The organism is Gemmiger sp. An50, from assembly GCF_002161595.1.
Taxonomy (GTDB): Bacteria; Bacillota; Clostridia; order Oscillospirales; family Ruminococcaceae; genus Allofournierella.
This window is the reverse complement of sequence record NZ_NFID01000005.1, coordinates 64522-88035: the sequence shown is the minus strand read 5'-3', so window position 1 is coordinate 88035 and position 23514 is coordinate 64522. Positions and strand designations below refer to the sequence as shown.

Here is a 23514-nt window from a genome sequence, read left to right as displayed (position 1 = left end):
CGCAGGGTCACAGCAGCTGAAGGCCGATTCCGCACCAGGTTTTGAGCACCGGACTGTAGTAAATGCCCAGGGTGGCGGAGCCGCCGTCCAACTCGGCGCTGATCAGCACCAGATAGCAGTCCTCCAGCCGAAGCACCTGCAGGGTGTAGCCGCGCTCCTGGAAATACTCCTGCAGCAGGGCGTCGGCCTGGGCCGGGTCTGCCAGGTTGTAGGGGAAGGAGCCGGTGTTGTACAGCTGCTCAAGCAGCTGCCCCATGTTTTTGGCCAGATCGGTCAGGTTCAGCGCCTGACGGGCGGAAAACTGGTACTTTTTCTGGAAGGCCTCCGGGTCCATGTTGGCGAGCAGGTTCTCCAGCGTGTGGAAGCTGTTCAACCGGGAGGAGCACAGCTGCTGCAGATCGTCCACCACACTGCAATAGGCGGTCTCAAAGGCCTGTTCGTCCGGCGCTTCATCCGGCAAAAACAGCAGGGTGAAGCAAAGGGGGCGTCGCTCGTTGGCGTCGGAGCGGCCCAGGCTCATCTCGAGATGACCGGGAATTTTCTGCCCGGTATGGGTGGAATAGATGCAGGGGATATTTTCCCAGAAGGTGCAGCTCACCAGCTGGAAGGGATTGGTGTGGGACCAGGCGGGCTCCACGGCGGTCTCCTGCGCGCTCAGGGAACCGTTGGCCCGGCTGTTCATCAGCTCGTTCAGCGGAAACAGAAGGTTCAGCTGGGAAAGAGCGTCCAGCGCGAAGAGGGGGGATGAGTTGAAACGGGATATGGGTGTGGCGTCGTGATACTGGGCAACGGCCCAGAAATCTGCCCGGTCTGCCCGCTGGCTCACCACGTTGTAGGCGGGCAGGGCTTTCAGGCTGCCCACCCGCAGGTCGGGCAGGATCAGCCACTGGGCCAGGGCGAACAGGCACAGGCCGCTGCCTGCCAGCAGCCCCAGCGTGAGGACCCAAAACCGGGAAAAAATCCGGCGGGGCCTGGAGCTCTTGCGGGGAACCGGAGCCGGTTTGCGGGCGGCGCCGGCCTGTTTGGCCGGGGCGTTTTTTGCCGCGGGCGGCTTTGCGTTTGCCGGGCCCGGTGCCGCACCGGGGCGGGCGGCCTGTTCGCGCCGGATCTTCATGAAGCGCCGCCTCCTTCCGCTGCGCCATCCGCCGAAGCGGGCGGGAAGCTGAGGGTGATGAGGGTGCCCTCGCCCAGGCGGCTGTCGATGGCAAAGCTACCCTTGTGGATGCGGCAGATCTCCTCGCACAGGGCAAGGCCCAGGCCCGCGCCGCCGGCCTTGCGGCTGCGGGATTTATCCACCATGTAGAAGGGCTGGCGAATCTTTTCCAGCTCCTTTTGGGGAATGCCCTGGCCGTGGTCCCGGATGAGGATCTCGATGCGGCCGCCCTTGCGGTGGGCCAGCAGCTGGATCAGGCTGCCCTCGGGGCTGGCCTTGCGGCCGTTGTCGATGAAGTTATAGAGCAGCGATTTGAACAGCTCCCGGTCCATCTCCATCCAGAGCCCGGGCTCGCAGCCGTATTGCAGGGCCAGACGGCTGCTGTGCAGCACCGGCTGCATGGCGGTGGCCACCTCGCCGATCACGCCGGAAAGCTCCTCCGAGGTGAACACCAGGTTCTGGCTGCCCACGTTCAGAAGCTCCATCAGCTTGCCGGACAAGCTGCGCATCCGCTTGGTTTCGTCCAGAATGATGCCCGCGTATTCCCGGCGTTTTTTCTCCGGCACGTCCTTTTGCAGGTACAACAGGTCCGCAAAGCCCAGAATGCTGGTCAGGGGCGTTTTCATCTCGTGAGCCATGTTGGCGATGAAGGTCTTCTGGTCCTGGGCCACCTGCTCCAGCTGGCCCACGTGCTGCTGCACGGCCTGGGCCATCCGGTTCAGGTCCTTGCCCAGATCGGCTACCTCGTCCGCTCCGGCCAGCTGCACCCGCTCGGCGTAGTTGCCATGGGCGATGCGGCGGGACGCGCGGGACAGCTGCTCCAGACGGCGCAGCTGCACCTTGACCAGCACCAGCAACACCACGGCGGCCGCCAGGCTCACCACCATGCCGAAGGAAAGAGCGGTGACCGCCTGGCGCTGCAGCTGCGCGCCCAGATCGGTCACGTCGAACACGCATACCATGCGAAAGTCCGTCTGCTCCAACGGCAGAGGGGAATTGAGGGCCAGCAGCAGCCGGTCCCTCTGGGAGAAGATGCGGGTGTAGGTGAGAGAGCTGTCCTGATATTCGCTGCCGGTCAGGTTGGCGGTGTGACACAGGCCGGTGGTATCGTCGCGAAAGGGGTTGCCGCTGGAATCATACAGCTGGAAGGCCAGCATGTAGCTGTCGGTCTCCTGGCTGGACAGGGCGGACCGCACCGCCTGCCGGGTCTCGGTATCGCTCAGGCTGATCTGGCCGGATTGCAGCCGCTGGTTCACCACGTTGGTTTTGATGGCGTTCATCAGCGACTGCTGCTGCAAAGCGGCCCGCTGCTTTTCCCGCTGCCACAGCTGGGTCTGGGTATTGTTCAAAAACAAAAGGCTCAGCCCGCCGGTGGCCAGCACCAGCAGCGCCAGAGAGGACAAAAAGATCTTCTGCCACAGTTTCACGGGCATGGCTCCTTTCAGTGTTCCAGCCGGTATCCGATACGGGGCAGGGTGACCAGCTTGCCGGAAAGCCCCAGCTTCTGGCGCAGCCGCTGCACATGGATGTCCACGGTGCGGGTCTCACCGGCGAAGTCGTAGCCCCACACCAGCGAGAGCAGCTTGTCCCGGGAGAGGGCCAGGTCCTGGTTCTGCAAAAAGACCCGCAGCAGTTCAAATTCCTTGGGGCTCAGGGCCACCGGCTTGCCGTTCAGGGTCACGGTGTGGCTGGAAAGGTCCTGCTGGATGCCCCGGTACTCCAGAACCTCACGGCCCTTGCCCCGGCGGCGCAGGGCCACCTCCACGCGGGCCAGCAGCTCCAATGCCTCGAAGGGCTTGGCGATGTAATCCTCGGCGCCCAGATGCAGCCCGCGCACCTTGTCGGCCACCTGCTGCATGGCGGAAAGAAAGATCACCGGGGTGCCCTGGCTGGCCACCCGTTCCATTACAGAGAAACCGTCCAGCCCGGGGAGCATCACGTCCAGCAGCACCAGATCGTAGCCGCCCGCGAAGATGCGCTCCACCGCCTGCGCGCCGTCGGCGCAGATCTCGCAGCTGTAGCCGCCCAGGGAAAGGGTGGCTTCGATCATCTGGGCAATGTGTTCTTCGTCTTCTACAATCAGGATGTGTGCCATGGTCGTATTTCCTCCTTTGGTTCCGGCCGGGCCGGAAAACCGATCGCGTTACGCTTATTCTATCATATCATATCCGGCCGCAAAATGGGCCAATTGGCAAAATCCTGCCGCAAAAACAGGAATATTGCCCTCCTATTTATTATTGCATAGAAAGGGTAACGCTGTCGGCAAGAAGTTGTATCAAAACTGCAAACAAGGCCCCCGCGCCGCCGGAAATGTCCGGGGTGCGGGGGCCTTGTTTAAAACATGTGCGGTTATTGGTGCTCCCCCACCCAGCGTTCGCGGGTCTCCCACACGGCTTTGCCCTGGGCAAGGCACTGGGGAAGGTCCAGAATGCGCTGGTTGCGGCTGCCCCGGAAGCGCAGCTCCAGGCTCATCTCGTCCTGCACAAAGGGTCCGTCGATGAGGGTGTCCAGCAGGGTCAGAAGCTCCTTCTGGGCGGGGGTGCCGTGCTCGTAAAGCTCCTCAAAGGTGTAGCCGGTGTAGCTTGCCACCTCGTAACCGGCGGCGCGGGCCAGCCGGACAAATTCCAGCATTTCGGGCCCGGCCTGGGCGAAGGGCTCGCCGCCGGACAGGGTGATGCCGCGGCAGAGCGGATTCTTCTTTGCCATCTGGATGAGCTGATCGGGGGTGAAGGGAGTCCCGCCCTCGAAGGGCCAGGTCTCGGGGTTATGACAGCCGGGGCAATGGTGGGGGCAGCCCTGGAAAAATACGGTGAACCGGAGGCCGGGGCCGTCCACGATGCTGTCTCCGGCGAAGCCTGCTACCTGCAGCATGGCGCTTACAGATGCTTTACGCGGTCGCGCTCTTCGGCCTTCTTGGCGTCGTTCCATTTGTCCATGGTGCCGACCAGGTAGCCGGTGATGCGGCGGATGCGCTCGAAGGGAACGTCCTTACCAACGACGGATTGTTTCTGCATAGCGGACATAGAAAACTCCTCCTTTTACAAAACGCCGCCCGCCCGAACAGCAGGGCGGCGATAAAAAATTCAAAAGCAATCGGGTGATATACCCTATTATAGAAAGAACACCGGCGGCACAGCGTTGCCGAAGCAACAAAACAATTGTGCAGGCTCAATCAGCAAAGTGCACCGGGCCAATAAGGCCGTTTGATGTTTTTGCTGAGGAAAGCCGGTGCGGAAGGCTGGCGTATCGGACCCGGTCAACGGTCGAGTCCGGTAAAAAGGCAGCCAGCGGTCATCGCTGAGGAAAGCCGGTGCGGAAGGCTGGCGTATCGAACCCGGTCAACGGTCGGGTCCGGTAAAAAGGCAGCCAGCGGTCATCGCTGAGGAAAGCCGGTGCGGAAGGCTGGTGTATCGGACCCGGTCAACGGTCGGGTCCGGTAAAAAGGCAGCCAGCGGTCATCGCTGAGGAAAGCCCGGTGCGGAAGGCTGGCGTATCGCACCCGGTCAACGGTCGAGTCCGTTAAAAAAGGCCGTTTGATGTTTTTGCTGAGGAAAGCCGGGTGCCGCGGATTTGTGAACCGGAGCAAACCGCCGGTCGGGTCCGGTAAAAAGGCAGCCAGCGGTCATCGCTGAGAAAAGCCCGGTGCGGAAGGCTGGCGTATCGCACCCGGTCAACGGTCGGGTCCGCTAAAATTATTCGCAGCCGCAGAAGGTGGGGACACCGGGATACTTTTTGCGCAGCTCATCCAGCTTTTCGGGGCTCAGAGCCTCGCCGCTGCGGCGGCCGCAGCGGGGGCATACGTCGCCGATCACGCCAACGTAGCCGCAAACGGGGTCGCGGTCCACGGGATGGTTGATGCTGCCGTAGCCCACGCCGCTGTCGTGCATGCAGCGGACTACGCTCTCAAAGGCCTCCAGGTTGTTGGCGGTGTCGCCGTCCAGTTCCACGTAGCTGATGTGACCCGCGTTGGTCAGGGCGTGGTAGGGACCCTCCTTCTGGATCTTGTCGTAGGCGGAGATGGGATACCACACAGGAATGTGGAAGCTGTTGGTGTAGTATTCCCGGTCAGTTACGCCGGGAATGATGCCAAACCGCTTCTGGTCCATGCGGGTGAACCGGCCGGACAGACCCTCGGCGGGGGTGGCCAGCAGGGTGAAGTTCATCTTCATCTCGGCGCTCTTGCGGTCGCAGTAATCCCGCATGTGGCCGATGATCTCCAGACCCTTCTTCTGCATCTCGTCGCTCTCGCCGTGATGGTGGCCGTACAGAGCGGTCAGGGTCTCGGCAAGACCGATGAAGCCGATGGACAGGGTGCCGTGCTTCAGCACCTCACGCACCTCGTCGGCGGGTCCCAGCTGGTCGGAATCCAGCCATACGCCCTGGCCCATCAGGAAGGGATAGTTGTAAACGCGCTTGGCCGCCTGGATCTCGAACCGGTCCAGCAGCTGGTTTGCCACCAGGTCCATCATGGCGTCCAGACTCTCGTAGAACTTGGCCTCGTCGTGGTCGGCCAGAATCGCCAGACGGGGCAGGTTGATGGAGGTGAAGCTCAGGTTGCCGCGGCTGTAGCTGATCTGGCGCTCCGGGTCGTAAACGTTGCCCATCACGCGGGTGCGGCAGCCCATGGTGGCAACCTCGGTCTCGGGCCGGCCGGGCACGTAGTACTGCAGGTTGAAGGGGGCGTCCAGGAACACGTAGTTGGGGAACAGCCGCTTGGCGCTCACCTTCATGCTCAGCTTGAACAGGTCGTAGTTGGGGTCGCCCTCGTTGTAGTTCACGCCCTCTTTTACTTTAAAGATGTGGATGGGGAAGATGGGGGTCTCGCCGTGGCCCAGACCTGCGTCCTCCGCCAGCAGGATGTTGTGAATCACCATCCGGCCCTCGGGGCTGGTATCGGTGCCGTAGTTGATGCTGCTGAAGGGAGTCTGCGCACCGGCACGGCTGTGCATGGTGTTCAGGTTGTGCACAAAGCCCTCCATGGCCTGGTAGGTATCCCGGTCGGTCTGCTTCCAGGCCCGGCGGCGGGCAGTGGCCACCAGACGCTTGGCGGTGTGCTCATCCACACGGCCGCTGGCTGCCAGAGCCTCGGCCACGATGCGGTCGAACTCCTCGGCGCCCGTCTCCAGGCGGGGCTGCTGGTCCAGCTCGGTGACGGCTTTGTCCACCATCTGGTTCACAAAGCCTGCCTCATCCTCGGTCTCCAGCACGTCCTCCAGGCTCTCGGTCAGCTTCTTGCGGTAGGCCCGGGCAAAGGTCTTGCTCACGCCCTCGGCCATGCCGTAGTCAAAGTTCGGGATGCTCTGACCGCCGTGCTGGTCGTTCTGGTTGGACTGGATGGCGATGGCCGCCAGCGCCGCGTAGCTGCCGATGCTGTTGGGCTCGCGCAGGAAACCGTGGCCGGTGGAGAACCCGCCGTGGAACAGGCGCAGAATGTCGATCTGGCAGCAGGTGGTGGTCAGGGAATAGAAATCAAAGTCATGAATGTGGATGTCGCCCTCACGGTAGGCCTTGGCCTGCTCGGGACGCAGCAGATACGCCGCGTTGTAGGCCTTGGCGCCGGCGGTGCCGATCTGCAGCATGCTGCCCATGGCGGTGTTGCCGTCGATGTTGGCGTTGTCGCGCTTCATGTCGCTGGCGCGGGCGTCCACATTGGTGATCTCGTCGATGGTCTTCATCAGGCTGGTGTTCGCCTCGCGGATGCGGGTGCGGTTCGCCCGGTACAGGATATACTGCTTGGCGGCCGCGTCGTGACCGGTCTCCATCAGCGCGGTCTCCACCGCGTCCTGAATCTGTTCGATCTGAGGGGACTCCTCGCCGCAATCCATCTCCAGCTGGCGGGCGGCCCGGGTGGCAATGCGGTCGGCTTCGGCGGCATCCCCTTCCTTGGCGGCTTCCAGCGCCTTCATAATGGCGGCGGTGATCTTGCTCTGATCGTAGAGCACCACACGGCCGTCGCGCTTAATTACACTTTTGATCATGGCGATTCTCCTCATGCAACTGTTACTTTGGTGCGGCAAAAAAATACAGAGCGTAAAGAACTACCCTCTGTATTTTGGGGTGATTCGGCCGCGATTACTATTATTGCACTAGATATAGTAGAAGTCAATAGATTCCCGGTGCCGATACGGAACAAGAACGGCCAAGCTTTTCGGGGAAAATTTGTGAGATATGATGACTTGACGAGCCAAACCGGGAACGGATGTGATACAATAAATAGGTCGGAAAACTTTGCCAGGGGGTGGAAAAGCAAGATGGCAGGCCAAATTCGCCGGGTGGCGGGGTTAGAATATGAACTTGTTCGAAAAAAGGTGAAGAATCTGAACCTGCGGGTGCGTCGGGACGGCACGGTGGCCGTGAGCGTGCCCATGAGGGTGAGCGCGGACCAGGCGGACGCCTTTGTGGCCCAGCGAATGGGCTGGGTGATCGGGGCAAAACAGCAGGTGGCCCGGGCCGCCCGCAAACAGCAGGACTGCCCGCCGCCCTCGAAGGAGGAGTGCCTGGCGCTGTTTGAGCCCATCAGCCAAAAGGTGTATCCGGCCTTTGCCGGGGTGCTGGGCGGCCAGCCGCCCCAGCTGCAGGTGCGGGACATGACCAGCCGGTGGGGCGTGTGCAATATGGAAAAGAAGCGTATTACGCTGGCCTCCCGGCTGGCGCTGCAGCCCCGGGCAGCGGTGGAATATGTGATCGTGCATGAATACTGCCATTTTGTGCATCCCAACCACCAGAAGGAGTTCTGGGCCCTGGTGGAGCAGTTTTTGCCGGACTGGAAAGCGCGCCGGGCGATGCTGCGGCATGGATAAGGACGGGTTCGTCCGGATTCCATGGACATTTCGCCCCACGGGCGATATAATATAGGTTCGGCCAAAGAAAATTTTGGCTCCACATCACATAAGGTAAAGTAAAATATATTAGAAAAGGCATTCAACAAGGAGGGCCGCCGGGCGTGGAAAACAAATACAAAAAGCTGATGAGCAACACTATGCTGTTCGCCATCAGCAACTTTTCCTCCAAACTGCTCAGCATCATCTTGCAGCCATACATCACCTTCGCCATGGGCGAGGTGGACGAGGTGGGCATCACCAAGCTTGTCCAGCAGATCGGTTCGCTGCTGATCCCGCTGGTGAGCATGGGCGTGAGCTTCGCCATCATCCGCTTCGGTCTGGAAAAGGCCAACAGCAAAAGCCAGGTGTTCACCAATGGTCTTGTGACCATCGGCATGGGCTTCGCCCTGATGCTCATCTGTTACCCGGTGCTGCGGCTGATCCCGCTGTTCAGCGATTACGCATTGCTTTTGTATGTGCACGTGCTGGTGAGCTGCCTGCGCACCCTGTGCACCCAGTTCGTGCGCAGCCGCCAGCTGAACCGGCTGGTGGCGGTGGACGGCGTGTTGTGCAGCGCCACCAACCTGGGCTTCATGATCCTGTTCTTATCGGGCATGAAGATGGGAGCCTCCGGCTACATTCTGGCCATCATCTGCAGCGACGCGCTGAGCGCTTTGTTCGTGTTCCTGGTGGCAAACCTGCGGCGCTATCTGCATGTGAGAAGCTTCAACAAAGAGCTGTGGGGCCGGATGATGCGCTACGCGCTGCCCATGGTCCCGGCCCAGATCAGCTTCTGGGTCATCAACGCCAGCGACCTGTTCTTCGTGCAGGCCATGTGCGAGGGCTACCAGGGCCAGACCGGCGAATACTGGACCGGCCTGTTGGGCGTGGGCTATTTTTTGCCCACCATCCTCACGGTGCTGGGCACCATCTTTTATGAGGCCTGGCAGCTGTCCGCCGTGACCGAGGAAAAGGGCCGCGCCGCCTTCTTCAGCCGGGTGTTCGGCATCTATCAGGCGCTGCTCTTCTGCTGCTGCAGCGGCATCATCCTGCTCTGCCGCCCGCTGATGTTCATGTTCAAGGCCAACTTCTACGACGCCTGGCAGTTCGTGCCCATGCTCACCCTGGCCACCCTGTTCAACTGCTTCAACCAGTTTTTGAACAGCATCTACATGGTGGAAAAGCGCAGCACCCTGTCGCTGTACACCATGCTGGCGGGCGCCATCGCCAACGCCGGGCTGAACTGGGCGCTGATCCCGCTGATGGGTGCCAACGGCGCCACCCTGGCCAGCCTCATCAGCTATTTCATCGTGTTCCTGCTGCGGGCCATCAACACCCGCGGTCTGATGCACATGAACTTCGCGCCGCTGCGCCTGACCATCAACTGCGCGCTGATCGGTGCGGAGACGGTGCTCATGCTCAAGGAGACGCCGGGATGGGCGATCTGGTGCACCCTGCTCACCGCTGTGATCTGCCTGTTCAACCTGCAGGGCATCCTGGGCATGCTGCGCCAGCTGCTGCGCCGCCGCGCTCCCCGCAAACATGCCTGACCCATAAAAACAAGCCGCCCCCGGGCCGTGCGTTTTGCACAAAGCCCGGGGGCGGTTTTTGTTGGCATTCAGTCCGGCAGTGCCAGCTGGGTCAGGCGCATGTAGTGCTTGTACAGGGGGCCGAAGCGGCGGCGGTAGCCCGGCTTCCAGGGCTTGGCCTTGCCGCAGAAGTGGAGCACGGCGGTGTGGGTGAGTACCCAGTCCATGTCGCAGTCGCCGCCGCTGCGCAGATAGTAGTTGTTAAAATTGCGGGCGTCGTAGTTCCAGACCGCGTCATCCAGCGCCAGGACCCGCTCGCCATAGAGCATGTTGAGCAGGTCCTGGTCCGGGAACAGCAGCTCCCGGGCGTGCTTTTTGGTGAAGGCGAAGAGGGCGGCCGGGTCGATCCAGCGGCGGGCAGCATCCAGGTCGATGAGCAGCACGCCGGAGTTGTAGTAGTTGTGGTTGGTGCCCAGCCGCACCTGGTTCACGCTGTTGGCCAGCTCGGTTTTGCCGGTGTGGGCCGCCGCCGCGAACATCCGGCCCGCAAGGTCCAGCTCCCACAGAGGGCGCAGCGGGTTGATGACCAGGATGTCCGGGTCCAGATAGATCACCCGGTGCATCTCCTGGGGCAGCAGCTGACCGGCCAGCAGCCGGTAGTACATCTCCTGGGGATACTGGCGGGTGAGGGGGGCGTCCCGGAACAGCTCCTCGCCTGCGGTGAGCGGATGCAGCGAGAAGCCCAGCAGGCCGCAGCGGCGCTCCAGCCGGGCCAGGTGCGCGGGGGTAAGGGAGCGGTGGATCAGCCAGACCGACACCGTTTCTCCCGGGTTGGAGGCGTGCAGAGAGGTGAGCATTACCTCCAGCTGGGGCAGGTAATGTTCGTTCAGGGTCACCAGAATGGAAATGGCAGACAAAAATAACACCTCGTTGTGCCGCCGGAAAACCCCGGCGGGGATTCGGACGCAATGGCGTCCTTTTTTGTTATGGTACCACCTTTGGGGCCGAAATATATGAAGTTTCTGCAAAGAAACCAAAATTTTGCCCCATAGATGAAGAATCCGGCCGTAAAGGTTCGTTGCATGGGCACAGGCGGGCGGAACTGACCCCCGCAGCCCCATGCCAAACAGGGAGGTCGATACCATGGCAGAGTTGTTTTTTTCGATCAGCCGCTTCTGGCTGTTGCTGATGGGCATTTGCTGCGCCTATCAGCTGGGCTACACCCTTTTGAGTCTTGTGAAAACGCCCCACTGGAAGCTGGGGCCGTGTACCAACAAATATGCGGTGCTCATCTGCGCCCGCAACGAGGCAGCGGTGCTGCCAAAGCTTTTGGAAAGCCTGCGCGCCCAGGATTACCCCGGCGTGCTGGACTTGTATGTGGCGGCGGACAACTGCACCGACGACACCGCCCGCCTGGCCCGCAAGGCCGGGGCCACCGTGTTCGAGCGCTGCGACCGGACCCGGGTGGGCAAGGGCTACGCGCTGGATTTCCTTGTGCACCGCATCTGGGCCGAGGGCAAGCACTACGACGGCTACATCCTCTTTGACGCGGACAACCTGGCCCGGCCGGATTTTGTGCGCCGGCTGGACGGGGTGTTTTCCACCGGCTGCCCGGTGGTGGCGGGCTACCGGAACACCAAGAACTACCGGGGCTGGGTGGCCGCGGGCCAGGGCCTGTGCTTCATCCGGGAGGTGCGCTTTCTGAATTCGCCCCGCACCCTGCTGGGCTTCAGCGGCAACGTGACCGGCACCGGCTTTCTGGTGAGCGAGGAGATTCTGCGGGAAGCGGGCGGCTGGCCCTGGCACTGCCTGTGCGAGGACCTGGAGTTCTCCACCGTGCAGATGGTCGCCGGGCGGCGCATCGCCTACTGCCCCCAGGCGGAATATTTTGACGAGCAGCCCGCCGCCCTCTCCCAGAGCGTGCGCCAGCGGCTGCGCTGGTGCAAGGGCTTTTTGCAGGTGATGGCAGCACGGGGCCCCGCCATGGGCCGTGCGGCGCTGCGGGGCAGCTGGTCCTGCGCCGACCTGCTTATCAGCCGCATTGCGCCGGTGCTGTTCAACCTGCTGGCCCTGGGTTTTGCTGCCGCGGGGGCGGTGCTCTCCGGCGGGGCGCTGGTGGCCCTGGGCGCGCTGGGCCGCATCCTTGTCTGCGGCTACCTATCCATGATGGCCATGGCGGCGCTGACCACCTGCACCGAGTGGAAGCGCATCCAGGCCCCCATCACCCAGAAGCTGGCGGGCATTTTTACCTTTCCATTTTATATGGCCACCTATCTGCCCATCGCCCTGGCCGCCTGCGTGCGGAAGGTGGAATGGACCCCGGTGGCTCACACCCGGGCCGTGACCCTGAACCAGCTGGACGTGGGCTGAACCGAAAAAACAAAACGCCCTTGCTGTTTTTCACAGCAAGGGCGTTCTTTTGCGGGTAAATCAGCGGTGCAGCCGCTCGTGCAGGGTCTCTTTCAGCTCGGCCAGCAGCTCGTTGTGACGCAGGTCCTTCATGGCGGGGAAGGCCTTCATCAGACGGGCCGCGCCAAAGAGCCGGGTGTCCAGAATGCGGGCCTGCAAAAAGTCCCGCCGGGCCTCCAGCTCGGCCAGCTTCTGGGGCAGAGCCTGGCGGCCCTCCTCCAGCTTTTCATCTGCCGCCAGGGCCGCGTCGCCCAGGTTGCGGCTGATGGTATCGCTGCCCTTGCGCAGGGCGGCAACCACCTTTTCCAGCTCGCCCAGGTCACGCTCCAGGCCGATCAGGGTGCGCAGTGTCACCGCCACGTCCGCCGCCAGCACCGCCAGCCACAGCGCCAGCAAAGCAAGGCCTACCGGCCGGGGCATCCAGTCCACAAAGCGGCTCACCGGCAGGTGGATCACCTTCACCGCGAACATGACCACCAGGCCCCAGGCCAGGCTGAATTTCAGGCAGATGTAACCGCCCAGATTGAATTTCTGCTTGGAATAATCCCACCAGGTGGTGTGAAACAATGTTTTCAGTGCCCAGCCGGTGACCAGCTCCAGCGCGTTGGTGAGCAGAACGCTGCCCACGAACAGGGTGAGCGGCTGGTGGACCAGCGGGCCCAGAACCATAAGTACAATTACCATGCCGAAGCCGTAGATGGGGCAGACCGGACCGTTCAAAAAGCCCCGGTTCACCCATTTGCCGGTGCGCACGGTGCAGAACACCACCTCCAGGCACCAGCCCAAAAAGGCGTAGATCAAAAAGTACCAAAGGATCGCGTACAGGGAATGTTCCATTCAGATACCACCTCTCATAAAGCGGCGCCGCGGGATGCACGGGTGCAGAATCGCAGAGCGTCACCCTAACATTATAGCATCCCGCCGCCCTCGCGTGATATAATCAGAAAAGAAAAATGAAAAATTTACAAAAAGGGGGCCTGCCAGGTGGACCGCTGGATCTTTCATTGCGACTGCAACAGCTTTTATGCCAGTGTGGAACTGCTGCGCCACCCGGACCTGCGGGACAAGTGCGTGGCCGTCTGCGGCGACCCGGAGGGCCGCCACGGCATCGTGCTGGCCAAGAACGAGCCCGCCAAGCGGATGGGAGTGAAGACCGCCGAGGTCATCTGGCAGGCAAAGCGCAAATGTCCGGATTTGATTTTGCTGCCGCCCCACCGGGAATATTACCGGAAGTACTCGAAAATCATCAATGAAATATACTGCAAGTATACCGACCGGGTGGAGCCCTTCGGCATCGACGAGAGCTGGCTGGACGTGACCGGCACCTGGCAGCTGTTCGCCGAAAGCCCGGCGGCGCTGGCAGACCAGCTGCGGGCCGAGGTGAAGGCGGCCACCGGGCTGACCATCTCGGTGGGCGTGAGCTTCAACAAGGTGTTCGCAAAGCTGGGCAGCGACTACAAAAAGCCGGACGCCACCACCCTCATTACCCGGGAAAATTTTCACGAAATTGTCTGGCCGCTGCCGGTGGGGGACCTTTTGTATGTGGGGGCCTCGGCCCAGCGGCGGCTGGCCGGGATGGGCATTGCCACCATCGGCGAGCTGGCGGCGGCCCGGCCGGAGGCGCTGGCCGAGGCGCTGGGCAAGCTGGGGCTGGAGCTGAGCCGTTACGCCCGAGGCGAGGACGAGGCCCCGGTGCGCCGCTGGGGCGAGAAGGAACCCATCAAGAGCGTGGGCAACGGCTCCACCTTCCGGCGCAACATCAAGGGCCCGGCGGAGATCCGCTCGGCACTGAACGTGCTGGCGGACGAGGTGGCCGGGCGGCTGCGGCGGCATGGCGTCTGGGCCGGGGCGGTGCAGGTGACCATCCGGGACCCGGACCTGAAAACCATCACCCGGCAAAAGCAGCTGCCCATGAGCACCCATCTGGCCCGGGACCTGGCAAACGCCTGCTGGGAGCTGATGGAGAAAAACTGGGACATGGCCCGCCCGGTGCGGATGCTCACCGTCACCGCGCTGGCCATCACTGAGGAGCCCTTCGCGGTGCAGCAGAGCCTGTTCGATGATGCGCCCAAAACCGATCCCAAGCGGGAAAAACTGGAAAAAAGCCTGGACGCCATCCGCAAAAAGTACGGCCGGGGCGCCATCGGGGCGGGGAGCATCCTGCACAACGACATGGGCCTGGGCGAGCTGACCATCCGCTCGCAGCAGGACGAGGAAGAGGAAGAGTTCGACGAAAAGGTGAAGGGCCCGCTGTGAGCATCACACAAACCGGGGGAAAGAGCCTGACGAAATGGGGAGGAACGTATGATCGAAGCGGTATTGTTTGATATGGACGGCCTGATGTTCGACACCGAGCGGATGTATCAGAAGGCCTGGCTGGAAGCCGGGCAGCAGATGGGGGTGCCCATGCGCCCCGAGGTGGTGGACCGGATGCGGGGCCGCAACCGGCTGGGCTGTGCCCAGGTGTGCCGGGAGGTGTTCGGCGAGGACTTCGACTTTGACTCCATGCGCACTGTCTGCCGGGCCATCATGGCCCGCTGGATCGAGGAGGATGGTCTGCCGGTGAAGCCGGGGCTGTATGAGCTGCTGGCCGAGCTGGAGCGGCGGGGCATCCCGGCGGTGCTGGCCACCAGCACTACACGGGACAGCGCCTGGGGCCACCTGCAGCGGGCCAAGGTGGACCGGTACTTTGTGGGCGCGGTCTGCGGCGATGAGGTGACCCGCTCAAAGCCCCACCCGGAGGTGTTTTTGAAGGCGGCGGCCCTGGCGGGCAAGGATCCGAAAAACTGTCTGGTTCTGGAGGACAGCCCCGCCGGAGTGCGGGCAGGCGCGGCGGCGGGCTGTTTCACCGTGATGGTGCCGGACCTGACCGGCCCGGACGAGGAGCTGAAAGCCCTGGCCGGAGCGATTCTGCCGGACCTCGGTCAGGTCATTCCTCTGCTGGACCGGAATTAAAGCTGTTTTATTTGCAATTTTAAATACGAAAAGGAGAGAGTAAACGTGATTAAACACATTGTATTGTGGGAGCTGGCCGACAAGGACCAGGCGGATGCCAATGCCGCCAAAATGAAGGAGCAGCTGGAAGCGCTGGTGGGTCAGGCCCCCGGCCTTCTGAGCGCCCAGGTGGGCCGTGGCTTCGTGGGCTGCGACGTGGCCCTGATCGCCGAGCTGGAAAGCCGCGAGGCGCTGGAGGCCTACCAGAACTTCGAGCCCCATGTGGCCATCAAGAACTGGATCGGCACCATTGCAAAGAGCCGCACCGTCTGCGACTTTGAGTGCTGAGCAACACGCAAACAAAAACCGCCCCTTTCCCGTAGTTGGGAAAGGGGCGGTTGCTTATTATAAAAGGGAGGGCTTACTGGATGCCCTGGGCGGCGCGGATGGCGGCGCTTTCTTCCTTGTCCCGCTGGTTGCGGGCGGCCACCGCAGCGGCCAGCTCGTCGACCGTCATGGGCTTCTTCACCGCGATCAGCGCCTTGGTGGGGATGCCCTGCTCGGTGAACATGGCCTCGTGCTCGGTGCGGATGTTCCACTCCGGCTCCTCGGCATGAAGGTCGAAGGTCTTCCACACGATCTCGTAGCCCGCCTCGGGGAAGTAATTCAGGCTGTCCCGGAAGAGGTCGTCGTCGTCGGTCTTGAAGTAGATCTCGCCGTTTTCCTCCAGAATGGTCCGGTAAAGGGCCAGCTGGCGGGTGTGGGTGAGCCGGTGCTTTTTGTGGGCCAGCTTCTTGTTCCAGGGATTGCAGAAGTTGATGTAGATGCGCTGCACCGTGTCCCGCTCGTTGAAGGCGTTCAGGATGCGCTCGATGTCCAGGCTCATGATCATCACGTTGTCCGGAGTCATGCCCTTTTCCGCGTAGATGCGCTCGATGTTCCGCTTGGCCAGGATCAGCACCTTGTCGGTGATGTCGATGCCCAGATAGTTGATGTCCGGGTGGGCGCTGGCCAGCCGGGCCAGAAAGCCGCCCTTGCCGCAGCCCAGCTCCAGATGCACCGGCTGCTGGGGCCGGGCAAAGACGCTGTGCCAGCGGCCCTTGTTCTCCAGCGGGGCGTGGGCGTGGTAGTCGCAGGCCAGCAGCTCCGGCCGGGCGTAGGGTTTGAATCGCATTCTCATGTTCTATGGTTCTCCTTCACAAGTGTTTGTCTGAAAAGCAATAAAAGATGCTCAGGGCTGGATAGCATCCCGCAAAAAGGCTTGTACCGCGTCAAATTCGCCGGTCAGGCTGCCCTGTACAAAGCCGGGCTTGCCGCCGCCCCGGCCCGCGAAGGCCTGGTTCAACTGCTTGCACAGCCCCCGCAGGTCCGCCCCCGGCGCGGTGCAGGCCAGCGCGTAGGCAAGACCACCGTTTTCGGTGGGGCTGAAGGCCGCGCAAAGGCCGTCGGTGCGCTCGCTCAGCGCCGCGCAGAGCCGCCGCAGTCCGTCCGGGCCGAGGTTGGGCCGCAGCAGAATGGCAGCTTCGCCGGGCTGCACGCCCTCGGACAGAACCGCAAACAGCTCGTTCTCCGCCTGCACGGACCGGTAGCGGGCGGCTTCCAGCTCGCCGCTTTGGCGCTGCACCGCCTCGGCCAGCTGGCCCGCCTTTGCGGACAGGGTGGCCCGGATGGCGGCAGCCTCCGCCCGCTGGGCTTCAAAGTACCGCAGCGCCCGCACGCCGCACACCACGAACAGCCGCACGCCGCTTTTGTAGTTCTGCCAGTCGATGATCTTCACCATGCCCACTTGGCCGGTGCGTTCCACATGGGTGCCGCAGCAGGCGCAGCAGTCCGCACCCGGCACCGTCACGATGCGCACCGGGCCCTCCAGCTCCTTTTTGCTCCGGTAGGTCAGGTCGGCCAGCTCTTCCTTGGTGTGCCACACCGCATCCACCGGCACGTCCTGCCAGATCACCCGGTTGGCCCGGGCTTCGGCTTCGGCCAGCCCCTCGTCCGAGATGGGAACGCTGGTGTCCATGGTCAGGTAGTCCTGCCCGATGTGAAAGCCCACGTTCTCCGCCCCGAACATGGCGTGCAGCGTGCCGGACAGAATGTGCTCGCCGGTGTGCTGCTGGCTCATCTCCAGCCGCCGGGCAAGGTCCACCTGGCCGGTGACCGTCTCGCCCACTGCCAGCGGGGCCGAGAGCCGGTGCACCACCTGGCCGCCCTTTTCGTGTACGTCCAGAACATCCGCGCCGCCCAGGGTGCCCCGGTCGGCGGGCTGGCCGCCCCCCTCCGGGTAAAAGGCGGTGCGGTCCAACGTCACGGCCCAGGCCTCGCCCTCCTGAGTGCAGCTGAGCACCCGGGCAGTGAACTCGCCCACCGGCGGCTGAATATAATAAAGCGCTTCGGTCTGCGTCATAAAAAGCTCCTTTGTGCAAAAAAGCCCGCGGGCTGCGGGCAGGGTATCCGCTGAGTGCATCTATTATAGCACAAAAGAGCCATACTTTGCGCGCACCGATGCCATTTTGCCGCGCTTTATGCTATAATAAGAACAATTCTATACAAGATAAGGGCCCCGGCGCGCCGTGAGGGGGAAGCCCCGGGACCACACAGCGAAAAAGGAGCGGTTGTTATGCGGGAATGCGGCGTGTTGATGCCTGTGTCCAGCCTGCCGGGGCCTTACGGCATCGGCAGCTTCGGCAAGCAGGCCTATGCCTTTGTGGACTTTTTGGCCCAGGCGGGCCAGCAGATCTGGCAGATTTTGCCCCTTTCGCCCACCGGCTACGGCGACAGCCCCTATCAGAGCTGCTCGGCCTTTGCCATCAATCCCTATTTCATCGACCTGGACACCCTGCGGGAAGAGGGCCTTCTGGAAAAGGAAGAGTACGGCACCATCGACTGGGGAGAAAGCCCGGAGGCGGTGGACTACGGTGCGCTGTACGAGGGGCGCTTTACGGTGCTGCGGCAGGCCTATGCGCGGTTTCAGGCCTGGCTGCCGGACGATTACTACACCTTCTGCTTCTGGAACGAGGACTGGCTGGAGGACTACGCCCTCTACATGACCGCCAAGGGCCTGAACAAGATGAAGGCCTATCCGGAATGGCCCGCGCCGCTGCGCACCCGGCAGCCCCAGGCGCTGGAGCAGCTGCGCGCCGAGAACGCCGAGGAGCTGGGCTTCTGGCGGTTTTTGCAGTACCAGGGCTACCGCCAGTGGATGGCCCTGAAGGCCTACGCCAACGGCAAGGGCGTGCAGATTCTGGGCGACATCCCCATCTATGTAGCGGCAGACTCCGCCGACGCCTGGGCCGGCGGCAAGCTGTTCCAGGTGGATGAGGAGGGCAAGCTCACCCGGGTGGCGGGCTGCCCGCCGGACTACTTCTCCGAGGACGGCCAGCTCTGGGGCAACCCGCTGTACGACTGGCCCCAGCACAAGGCCAGCGGCTATGCCTGGTGGATTCGCCGGGTGGAGCACGCGCTCACCATGTACGACCGGCTGCGCATCGACCACTTCCGCGCCTTCGATACCTATTACGCCATCCCCGCCGGGCGGGAAAACGCCCGGGTGGGCGACTGGGAATACGGCCCCGGCATGGACCTGTTCCGCGCCCTGGAGGAAAAGCTGGGCAAGCTGCCCATCGTGGCCGAGGACCTGGGCGATCTGTTCGACAGCGTGCGGGTGCTGCTGAAGGAGAGCGGCTATCCGGGCATGAAGGTGATGCAGTTCGCCTTCGGCGGCACGGCGGAGAACGAGTATCTGCCCCATAACCACATCCCCAACTGCGTGGTCTATCCCGGCACCCACGACAACACCACCTTGCGGGACTGGCTGAAAAACGGCGATCCCAAGGAGTTGGCCCGGGCCAAGAATTACCTGGGACTGAACGCCATGGAGGGCTCGGTGCGGGGCTTCTTGCGGGGTGTGCTGTCCAGCTGCGCTAATCTGGCGGTGATCCCCATGGCCGACTGGCTGGAGCTGGGGGCCGAGGGCCGCATCAACACCCCCGGCACCGGCATGGGCAACTGGACCTGGCGCGCCAAAGAGGGCGCTTTCACCTTGGCGCTTGCCCAGCGCATCCGGCGCACCTGTGCCCGCTACGGCCGCTGCGCGCCGCTGCCCGAGCCGGAGGAGGCACGGCCGATGATTTCGGTTCAGAAGCACGCCCAAGAGGCCGATTCCGACAAGGCGGTGCAAAAAGCTGCCGCCGCGCCGAAAAAGGCGGAAAAAGAATAAACAAAACCCCCTTTGGGAACACTGGCTTTTGCCGGGGCAAGATCGCTCCGCCAGCCAGTTTCAAAGGGGGCTTTTTAATGAATGAACGAAGAAACGACCAGAACCACGGCGATAACGACAACCAGGCCGTGCTCAACGAGATCGTGCGCAACACCGAGATGGGTAAAAACAGCCTGGACCAGCTGATCGGCGTGACCGACGACAAGCAATTGAAGGCCAGCCTGCTGGCCCAGCAGAGGGAATACCGCCGCATCAATCAGCAGGCCCACGCGGCCATGGCCGCCCTTGGGGAGCAGAGCCACGGCCAGAGCCCGGCGGTGAAGCTGATGTCCAAAATGGGCATCTGGACCGAGACCCTCACCGACCGTTCCACCCGCAACCTGGCGGATATGGTCATCCAGGGGGCCAACCAGGGCGTGATGGACTGCGAAAAGGCCCGCAAGGATCACCCGGAGGCCAGCACCGGCGCGCTGGGGCTGCTGAACGAATTGCAGCAGTTCGAGGAGCGCACCGCCCGCCAGATGCGGGAGTACCTGTGAGTCAAAACAAAAAACGAGAGGGCAGGCGCCGGTCCGCCAATGGACCGGCGCCTGCCCTTTTCTGTGTGTATGCCATGGATGTGCGCCCGCGCCGCGCGGGCATAAGGGATGGGTTTACAATGCGTCCAGAACCACGTCCAGCAGCTGGGCCGGGTCCAGAGCGCCTTCGGTGCAGCGGTCCGCAAGAGCCGCCGCAAAGGAAGGGTCGGTGGATACGTCGCAAACGAAGGCCAGCTGCCGGCCGCCGGGCAGAGCCACTGCTTCAATGCCGTAGCTCACATAGCGGCCCAGTTCAGGCGCTTCAAGCTCCTGTCGAACGATCTGATAACGGATCAAGCACAACGACCTCCTCCGCAGTGGCCGGTGTGCGGCGTGCGGCTCGCCGGGTTGCGTAACTTCCTTTCATTGAATAAATTCCCCCTTTTCATGAAGCATAACGCAGCGGGGGACAAATGTCGACGAACTGCCTGTTCGGGTTTTCGCTGTTTGGGGAAAAGCTGCGGGCCCAATGGGCTCCGGGCGGGCAAAAAGAGGACGAAAAAAAGCCGGACCGCAGAGTTTTCCACGGTCCGGCGCTGATTCTGTTGAAAACTTTTATCCCCACAAAACGCCGGAAAGCCCTGTGGCAAAGAGACTTTTGCCCGCTCTTTCCGGCGGCGGGAACGGGAGAATTGTTGAAAAAAGGGACGGCGCAGGCGGCAGGGCCTGCACCGTCCGATTTGCGTTATTTTCCGGCCGGTTTTGCGCTGGCTTAGTCCAGCGTTTCCAGCATCCGGGCCACAATGCGGGTGGCGGTGGTCACGTATTCACTGATGCTGAATTTTTTTACCACCAGGACCTCGTGACCCGCTTCGTCGGCGTTGTCGCTCATGGCGCGCAGCACCACGCAGGGCACGTTGTTCTTGGCGGCGATCTGGGCCACAGCCGCGCCCTCCATCTCCACGCAGTCCGGGTCCACCTTGGCGGCGATGGCGTTCTTGGTGGCGCTGTCGCCCACGAACTGGTCGCCGGTGGCGATCTTGCCCGCGATGGCCTTCACGCCCACCTCTTCGCAGGCGGCCATGGCGGCCTTGACCATCTCCTCATCGCCGGGGTATTCGGCGGTGAAGGGGGCGGACTGGGCGATCATGTCGTCCTGGGCGTCGTGGTAGACCACGGTCTTGCCCACCACCACGTCGCCGATGCCGATTTTGGCGGTCATGTTGCCGGCGATGCCGGAGAAGATGATGCGCTGAGCGCCGAACTTGGTGATAAGTACCTGGGTGGTGGCGGCGGCGTTGGCCTTGCCCATACCGGCGCAGCAGACCACTACCTGCTTGTCACCCAGCATGCCCCGGTGATATTCCACCCCGGCGTAGGGCTCGATGGACACCCCGTCCAGCAAAGCGCACAGCTGCTCCACTTCGTCGGGCATGGCGCCCATGATGCCGATGATCTCCATTGCGTCCTCCTTTGAATCAAACATTGAACAGGAACTCGATGATGTCGCCGTCCTGCACCACGTACTCCTTGCCCTCGGTGTGCTGCAGGCCCTTGGCCTTCACGGTGGCCATGTTGAAGTCGCAGGCGGCGAAGTCCTCGTAATGCACCACGCTGGCGCGGATGAAGCCGCGCTCGAAGTCGGAGTGGATCTTGCCTGCGGCCTGGGGAGCCTTGGTGCCCTTGCGGATGGTCCAGGCGCGGCACTCCTTCTTGCCGTCGGTCAGGTAGGAGATCAGGCCCAGCAGGCTGTAGCTGGCCTTGATCAGGTTGTCCAGACCGGTGGCCTCGATGCCCATCTCGTGCAGGAACTCCTTCTTCTCCTCGGGAGAGTAGTCGGCGATGTCCTCCTCGGTCTTGGCGCAGATGGGAATGCACTCTGCGCCCTCCTCGGCGGCCAGCTTCTTCACGGCCTGGTAGTGCACGTTCTCGTCCATGCCCTCCATCAGGTCGTCCTCGCTCATGTTGGCGGCGTAGATCACCGGCTTGTAGGTGAGCAGGCCCATCTCCTTCAGCTGCAGCGCCTGGTCCTCGTCCTCCAGGTCGAAGTCGAAGCTGCGGGCGTTCTTGCCCTTGCCCAGATGGTCGGCCAGCTGCTCCAGCCAGGCGGCGGAGGCGCCGGCCTTCTTGTCGCCGGTCTTGGCGGCCTTGGCGAAGCGGGCGGCCCGGTTGGAGACAACCTCCAGGTCGCTCAGGATCAGCTCGGTGTCGATGGTTTCGATGTCGCGCAGGGGGTCCACGCTGCCGTCCACGTGTACGATGTCGGTGCCGCCGAAGCAGCGCACCACGTGCACGATGGCGTCACACTCGCGGATGTTGCCCAGGAACTTGTTGCCCAGACCCTCACCCTTGGATGCGCCCTTCACCAGACCGGCGATGTCCACGAACTCCACGATGGCGGGAGTCTTCTTGTTGGTGTCCCAGATCTCGGCCAGCTTGTCCAGCCGGGCGTCCGGCACGGGCACGATGCCGGTGTTGGGGTCGATGGTGCAGAAGGGGTAGTTGGCCGCGGCGGCGTTCTTGGTGCTGGTGATGGCGTTGAACAGGGTGCTCTTGCCCACGTTGGGCAGGCCCACGATACCTAATTTCATATATGATCATTCTCCTTTGATTTTTCTCGTATTTTCAAGGGTTTTCGGGTTTGGCGTTTTGGCTCTTACGCCATTTTTACGCCATTTACGCGTTGAGTTTCATGCGTTTTCATCGGAAACCCGATTTTTCTCAAACTGCCGAACAGCCTGATCAAGGGAATCGGTGGTCACATGGACATACCGATCCATGGTGGTTTTAATGCTGGCGTGTCCCAGCAATTTCTGCAATACCTTTGGCTGAATCCCGCTTTCGATTGCTCTTGTGGCGTAAGTATGGCGTAACGCGTGCATACAAAAGCGTTTGATTCCTGCCTCATCGCAGATTTTGTAAAGATGTGTGTCATAGGAGCTGTTCTTGGCTGGCTCTCCCGTTCGCCAGTTGATAAATACAAGGTCACGCATGACAAGTTTTGCGATGGAGCCGGTGCGCCGGTCAATATACTCCAGGGTTTGTGACAGGAGCGGTGATTCTTTCCGGTTCTCCCGGCTATCCCAGACAGATTGCAGAATTTCACAGGCACGGTCCGTGAGTGGAATGGTGCGGTAGCTGTGCTGCGTTTTGGACGGCCCAGCTCGCCATGTGTGCAGGCCATGCCGGAATTCCAGCGTCTTATTAACTGTAAGGGTTCGCTTTTCCAAGTCGATTGCATCCCACGTCAGACCGATCAGTTCTCCGGTACGCAGACCGGTTTCCAAAATCAAAGCGTACTGGTAGTAGTTATGCGAATTTCTGGCAGCTTGAAGAAACAGGCTTTGTTCCTGCCGGGTGAGAAATTTGATGTCATCCACGGCACGAACGGGCTTGGTATACCGCACGCCGTCCATTGGATGCTTGGCGATCACATCGTTCATTTTTGCAGCCTTGAACATGGTTCCCATTGTGATATACGCCTGACGGATGGTGGAACCTGCATAGATTGCATCCATCTGTAACAGCACTTTCTTGCAGTGCATGGGCTTGACACTGGAAATTGCCATCCGGCCAATGACTGGCTGGATGTTGTGTGCATATCGCTCCCGGTAGTTACGCAGGGTATTGGGAGCTAAATCGCCCACAATATTCTCAATCCAAAAGCCAAACCATTCGTCAACCGTTGTTTCCGTCGGCACAAAAATGTCCTCGTGCTGGTCGGCAAATCTTGCTTCTTCAATCCAGTTTTTTGCTTCGGGAACGGTCTGGAAATACTTTTCGTGGCGTTTCCCTGATTTATCGACAAAGCGTGCGTGATACAACCCGTCCTTTCTTTGGTAGATGCCTTTGCCACACTCTTTGCCTTTGAGGTTTTTTCCCATAATGTACTCCTTTCATGCCAAGGAAAAGAGCACACCACTACACGATAATGATA

The 23514-nt window shown here is 61.9% G+C and carries 22 protein-coding genes and 1 pseudogene; 9 read left to right on the top strand and 14 right to left on the bottom strand.

From position 1 onward, the window contains the following. Positions 1–7: 7 nt before the first annotated feature. The 6 genes and pseudogenes from B5G03_RS06510 to B5G03_RS06490 all read right to left on the bottom strand — a co-directional run bounded on the left by B5G03_RS06510 (position 8) and on the right by B5G03_RS06490 (position 7131). Positions 8–1114: a hypothetical protein gene (locus B5G03_RS06510; protein ID WP_087180929.1), complete on the bottom strand. Its 1107-nt coding sequence runs from the start codon at positions 1112–1114 to the stop codon at positions 8–10. Then, on the bottom strand, positions 1111–2580 hold the full coding sequence (locus B5G03_RS06505) for a sensor histidine kinase (RefSeq protein WP_162613359.1): 1470 nt from the start codon (positions 2578–2580) through the stop codon (positions 1111–1113). Before B5G03_RS06505 ends, B5G03_RS06510 begins: the two co-directional genes overlap by 4 nt. Before the next feature lie 14 nt (positions 2581–2594). Further along, a complete protein-coding gene (locus B5G03_RS06500) occupies positions 2595–3248 on the bottom strand; it encodes a response regulator transcription factor (protein WP_087180927.1) in 654 nt (217 codons plus the stop codon). A gap of 254 nt (positions 3249–3502) precedes the next feature. Next, the gene (gene nrdG, locus B5G03_RS06495; protein WP_087180926.1) at positions 3503–4024 is read right to left on the bottom strand and encodes an anaerobic ribonucleoside-triphosphate reductase activating protein; all 522 of its coding nucleotides are present in this window, start codon (positions 4022–4024) and stop codon (positions 3503–3505) included. A 5-nt stretch (positions 4025–4029) separates the two neighbouring features. Next, positions 4030–4134 (bottom strand): annotated as a pseudogene (gene nrdD / locus B5G03_RS17010) (anaerobic ribonucleoside-triphosphate reductase); the annotation flags it as partial. Between the two features lie 711 nt (positions 4135–4845). Further along, positions 4846–7131, bottom strand: a complete 2286-nt coding sequence (locus B5G03_RS06490; protein WP_087180925.1) for an anaerobic ribonucleoside triphosphate reductase — start codon at positions 7129–7131, stop codon at positions 4846–4848. A gap of 273 nt (positions 7132–7404) precedes the next feature. Between B5G03_RS06490 and B5G03_RS06485 the strand changes: the two genes are divergently transcribed. After that, on the top strand, positions 7405–7953 hold the full coding sequence (locus tag B5G03_RS06485; RefSeq protein WP_087180924.1) for a M48 family metallopeptidase: 549 nt from the start codon (positions 7405–7407) through the stop codon (positions 7951–7953). 143 nt (positions 7954–8096) lie between these two features. Beyond that, entirely contained in the window at positions 8097–9524 is a 1428-nt protein-coding gene (locus B5G03_RS06480; RefSeq protein ID WP_242962320.1) for a lipopolysaccharide biosynthesis protein, read from the top strand. A gap of 68 nt (positions 9525–9592) precedes the next feature. On the opposite strand, the gene B5G03_RS06475 is transcribed toward B5G03_RS06480, so the two are convergent. Beyond that, the gene (locus B5G03_RS06475; RefSeq protein ID WP_343286891.1) at positions 9593–10420 is read right to left on the bottom strand and encodes a glycosyltransferase family 8 protein; all 828 of its coding nucleotides are present in this window, start codon (positions 10418–10420) and stop codon (positions 9593–9595) included. Positions 10421–10646: 226 nt separating this feature from the next. Between B5G03_RS06475 and B5G03_RS06470 the strand changes: the two genes are divergently transcribed. Beyond that, positions 10647–11873: a glycosyltransferase family 2 protein gene (locus B5G03_RS06470; protein WP_162613358.1), complete on the top strand. Its 1227-nt coding sequence runs from the start codon at positions 10647–10649 to the stop codon at positions 11871–11873. A gap of 60 nt (positions 11874–11933) precedes the next feature. On the opposite strand, the gene B5G03_RS06465 is transcribed toward B5G03_RS06470, so the two are convergent. Further along, the gene (locus tag B5G03_RS06465) at positions 11934–12749 is read right to left on the bottom strand and encodes a putative ABC transporter permease (protein WP_087180921.1); all 816 of its coding nucleotides are present in this window, start codon (positions 12747–12749) and stop codon (positions 11934–11936) included. A 147-nt stretch (positions 12750–12896) separates the two neighbouring features. Here B5G03_RS06465 and dinB point away from each other — a divergent pair, with 147 nt between their 5' ends. The 3 genes from dinB to B5G03_RS06450 are packed head-to-tail and all read left to right on the top strand — an operon-like array spanning position 12897 to position 15194. Then, entirely contained in the window at positions 12897–14168 is a 1272-nt protein-coding gene (dinB, locus tag B5G03_RS06460; protein WP_087180920.1) for a DNA polymerase IV, read from the top strand. 48 nt (positions 14169–14216) lie between these two features. Beyond that, a complete protein-coding gene (locus tag B5G03_RS06455; RefSeq protein ID WP_087180919.1) occupies positions 14217–14867 on the top strand; it encodes an HAD family hydrolase in 651 nt (216 codons plus the stop codon). Between the two features lie 45 nt (positions 14868–14912). Further along, positions 14913–15194, top strand: a complete 282-nt coding sequence (locus B5G03_RS06450) for a Dabb family protein (protein WP_087180918.1) — start codon at positions 14913–14915, stop codon at positions 15192–15194. Positions 15195–15267: 73 nt separating this feature from the next. Here B5G03_RS06450 and trmB read toward each other — a convergent pair whose 3' ends face one another. Continuing rightward, the gene (gene trmB / locus B5G03_RS06445; protein WP_087180917.1) at positions 15268–16026 is read right to left on the bottom strand and encodes a tRNA (guanosine(46)-N7)-methyltransferase TrmB; all 759 of its coding nucleotides are present in this window, start codon (positions 16024–16026) and stop codon (positions 15268–15270) included. Positions 16027–16077: 51 nt separating this feature from the next. Beyond that, positions 16078–17247, bottom strand: coding sequence for an alanyl-tRNA editing protein (locus B5G03_RS06440; protein ID WP_087180916.1), 1170 nt, complete (start codon positions 17245–17247; stop codon positions 16078–16080). A gap of 213 nt (positions 17248–17460) precedes the next feature. Between B5G03_RS06440 and malQ the strand changes: the two genes are divergently transcribed. Both malQ and B5G03_RS06430 read left to right on the top strand, forming a co-directional pair. Continuing rightward, positions 17461–19059, top strand: a complete 1599-nt coding sequence (gene malQ, locus B5G03_RS06435; RefSeq protein ID WP_087180915.1) for a 4-alpha-glucanotransferase — start codon at positions 17461–17463, stop codon at positions 19057–19059. Positions 19060–19136: 77 nt separating this feature from the next. Continuing rightward, positions 19137–19598 carry a hypothetical protein gene (locus tag B5G03_RS06430; protein ID WP_087180914.1) on the top strand — a complete coding sequence of 154 codons (462 nt, stop codon included), beginning with the start codon at positions 19137–19139 and terminating at the stop codon, positions 19596–19598. Between the two features lie 114 nt (positions 19599–19712). Here the strand turns inward: B5G03_RS06430 and B5G03_RS06425 are convergent, their stop codons facing one another. Further along, a complete protein-coding gene (locus tag B5G03_RS06425) occupies positions 19713–19934 on the bottom strand; it encodes a hypothetical protein (protein ID WP_087180913.1) in 222 nt (73 codons plus the stop codon). A gap of 116 nt (positions 19935–20050) precedes the next feature. Here B5G03_RS06425 and B5G03_RS06420 point away from each other — a divergent pair, with 116 nt between their 5' ends. Then, positions 20051–20353 (top strand): hypothetical protein, encoded by a 303-nt coding sequence (locus tag B5G03_RS06420; protein WP_087180912.1) that lies wholly within the window; start codon positions 20051–20053, stop codon positions 20351–20353. Here B5G03_RS06420 and B5G03_RS06415 read toward each other — a convergent pair. The 3 genes from B5G03_RS06415 to B5G03_RS06405 all read right to left on the bottom strand — a co-directional run bounded on the left by B5G03_RS06415 (position 20350) and on the right by B5G03_RS06405 (position 23461). After that, entirely contained in the window at positions 20350–21039 is a 690-nt protein-coding gene (locus B5G03_RS06415) for a 5'-methylthioadenosine/adenosylhomocysteine nucleosidase (RefSeq protein WP_087180911.1), read from the bottom strand. The genes B5G03_RS06420 and B5G03_RS06415 overlap by 4 nt on opposite strands. A 16-nt stretch (positions 21040–21055) precedes the next feature. Then, positions 21056–22168 (bottom strand): redox-regulated ATPase YchF, encoded by a 1113-nt coding sequence (gene ychF / locus B5G03_RS06410; protein ID WP_087180910.1) that lies wholly within the window; start codon positions 22166–22168, stop codon positions 21056–21058. A gap of 99 nt (positions 22169–22267) precedes the next feature. Continuing rightward, entirely contained in the window at positions 22268–23461 is a 1194-nt protein-coding gene (locus B5G03_RS06405; protein ID WP_087180909.1) for a tyrosine-type recombinase/integrase, read from the bottom strand. Between the last annotated feature and the right edge of the window lie 53 nt (positions 23462–23514).

Excerpts from the sequence above, each read along its gene's own strand:
- B5G03_RS06510 (WP_087180929.1), bottom strand. The coding sequence starts at position 1,114 with ATGAAGATCCGGCGCGAACAGGCCGCCCGCCCCGGTGCGGCACCGGGC.
- B5G03_RS06500 (WP_087180927.1), bottom strand. The coding sequence starts at position 3,248 with ATGGCACACATCCTGATTGTAGAAGACGAAGAACACATTGCCCAGATG.
- nrdG (WP_087180926.1), bottom strand. The coding sequence starts at position 4,024 with ATGCTGCAGGTAGCAGGCTTCGCCGGAGACAGCATCGTGGACGGCCCC.
- B5G03_RS06490 (WP_087180925.1), bottom strand. The coding sequence starts at position 7,131 with ATGATCAAAAGTGTAATTAAGCGCGACGGCCGTGTGGTGCTCTACGAT.
- B5G03_RS06485 (WP_087180924.1), top strand. The coding sequence starts at position 7,405 with ATGGCAGGCCAAATTCGCCGGGTGGCGGGGTTAGAATATGAACTTGTT.
- B5G03_RS06470 (WP_162613358.1), top strand. The coding sequence starts at position 10,647 with ATGGCAGAGTTGTTTTTTTCGATCAGCCGCTTCTGGCTGTTGCTGATG.
- B5G03_RS06465 (WP_087180921.1), bottom strand. The coding sequence starts at position 12,749 with ATGGAACATTCCCTGTACGCGATCCTTTGGTACTTTTTGATCTACGCC.
- B5G03_RS06455 (WP_087180919.1), top strand. The coding sequence starts at position 14,217 with ATGATCGAAGCGGTATTGTTTGATATGGACGGCCTGATGTTCGACACC.
- trmB (WP_087180917.1), bottom strand. The coding sequence starts at position 16,026 with ATGAGAATGCGATTCAAACCCTACGCCCGGCCGGAGCTGCTGGCCTGC.
- B5G03_RS06440 (WP_087180916.1), bottom strand. The coding sequence starts at position 17,247 with ATGACGCAGACCGAAGCGCTTTATTATATTCAGCCGCCGGTGGGCGAG.
- malQ (WP_087180915.1), top strand. The coding sequence starts at position 17,461 with ATGCGGGAATGCGGCGTGTTGATGCCTGTGTCCAGCCTGCCGGGGCCT.
- B5G03_RS06430 (WP_087180914.1), top strand. The coding sequence starts at position 19,137 with ATGAATGAACGAAGAAACGACCAGAACCACGGCGATAACGACAACCAG.
- B5G03_RS06420 (WP_087180912.1), top strand. The coding sequence starts at position 20,051 with ATGTCGACGAACTGCCTGTTCGGGTTTTCGCTGTTTGGGGAAAAGCTG.
- B5G03_RS06415 (WP_087180911.1), bottom strand. The coding sequence starts at position 21,039 with ATGGAGATCATCGGCATCATGGGCGCCATGCCCGACGAAGTGGAGCAG.
- ychF (WP_087180910.1), bottom strand. The coding sequence starts at position 22,168 with ATGAAATTAGGTATCGTGGGCCTGCCCAACGTGGGCAAGAGCACCCTG.
- B5G03_RS06405 (WP_087180909.1), bottom strand. The coding sequence starts at position 23,461 with ATGGGAAAAAACCTCAAAGGCAAAGAGTGTGGCAAAGGCATCTACCAA.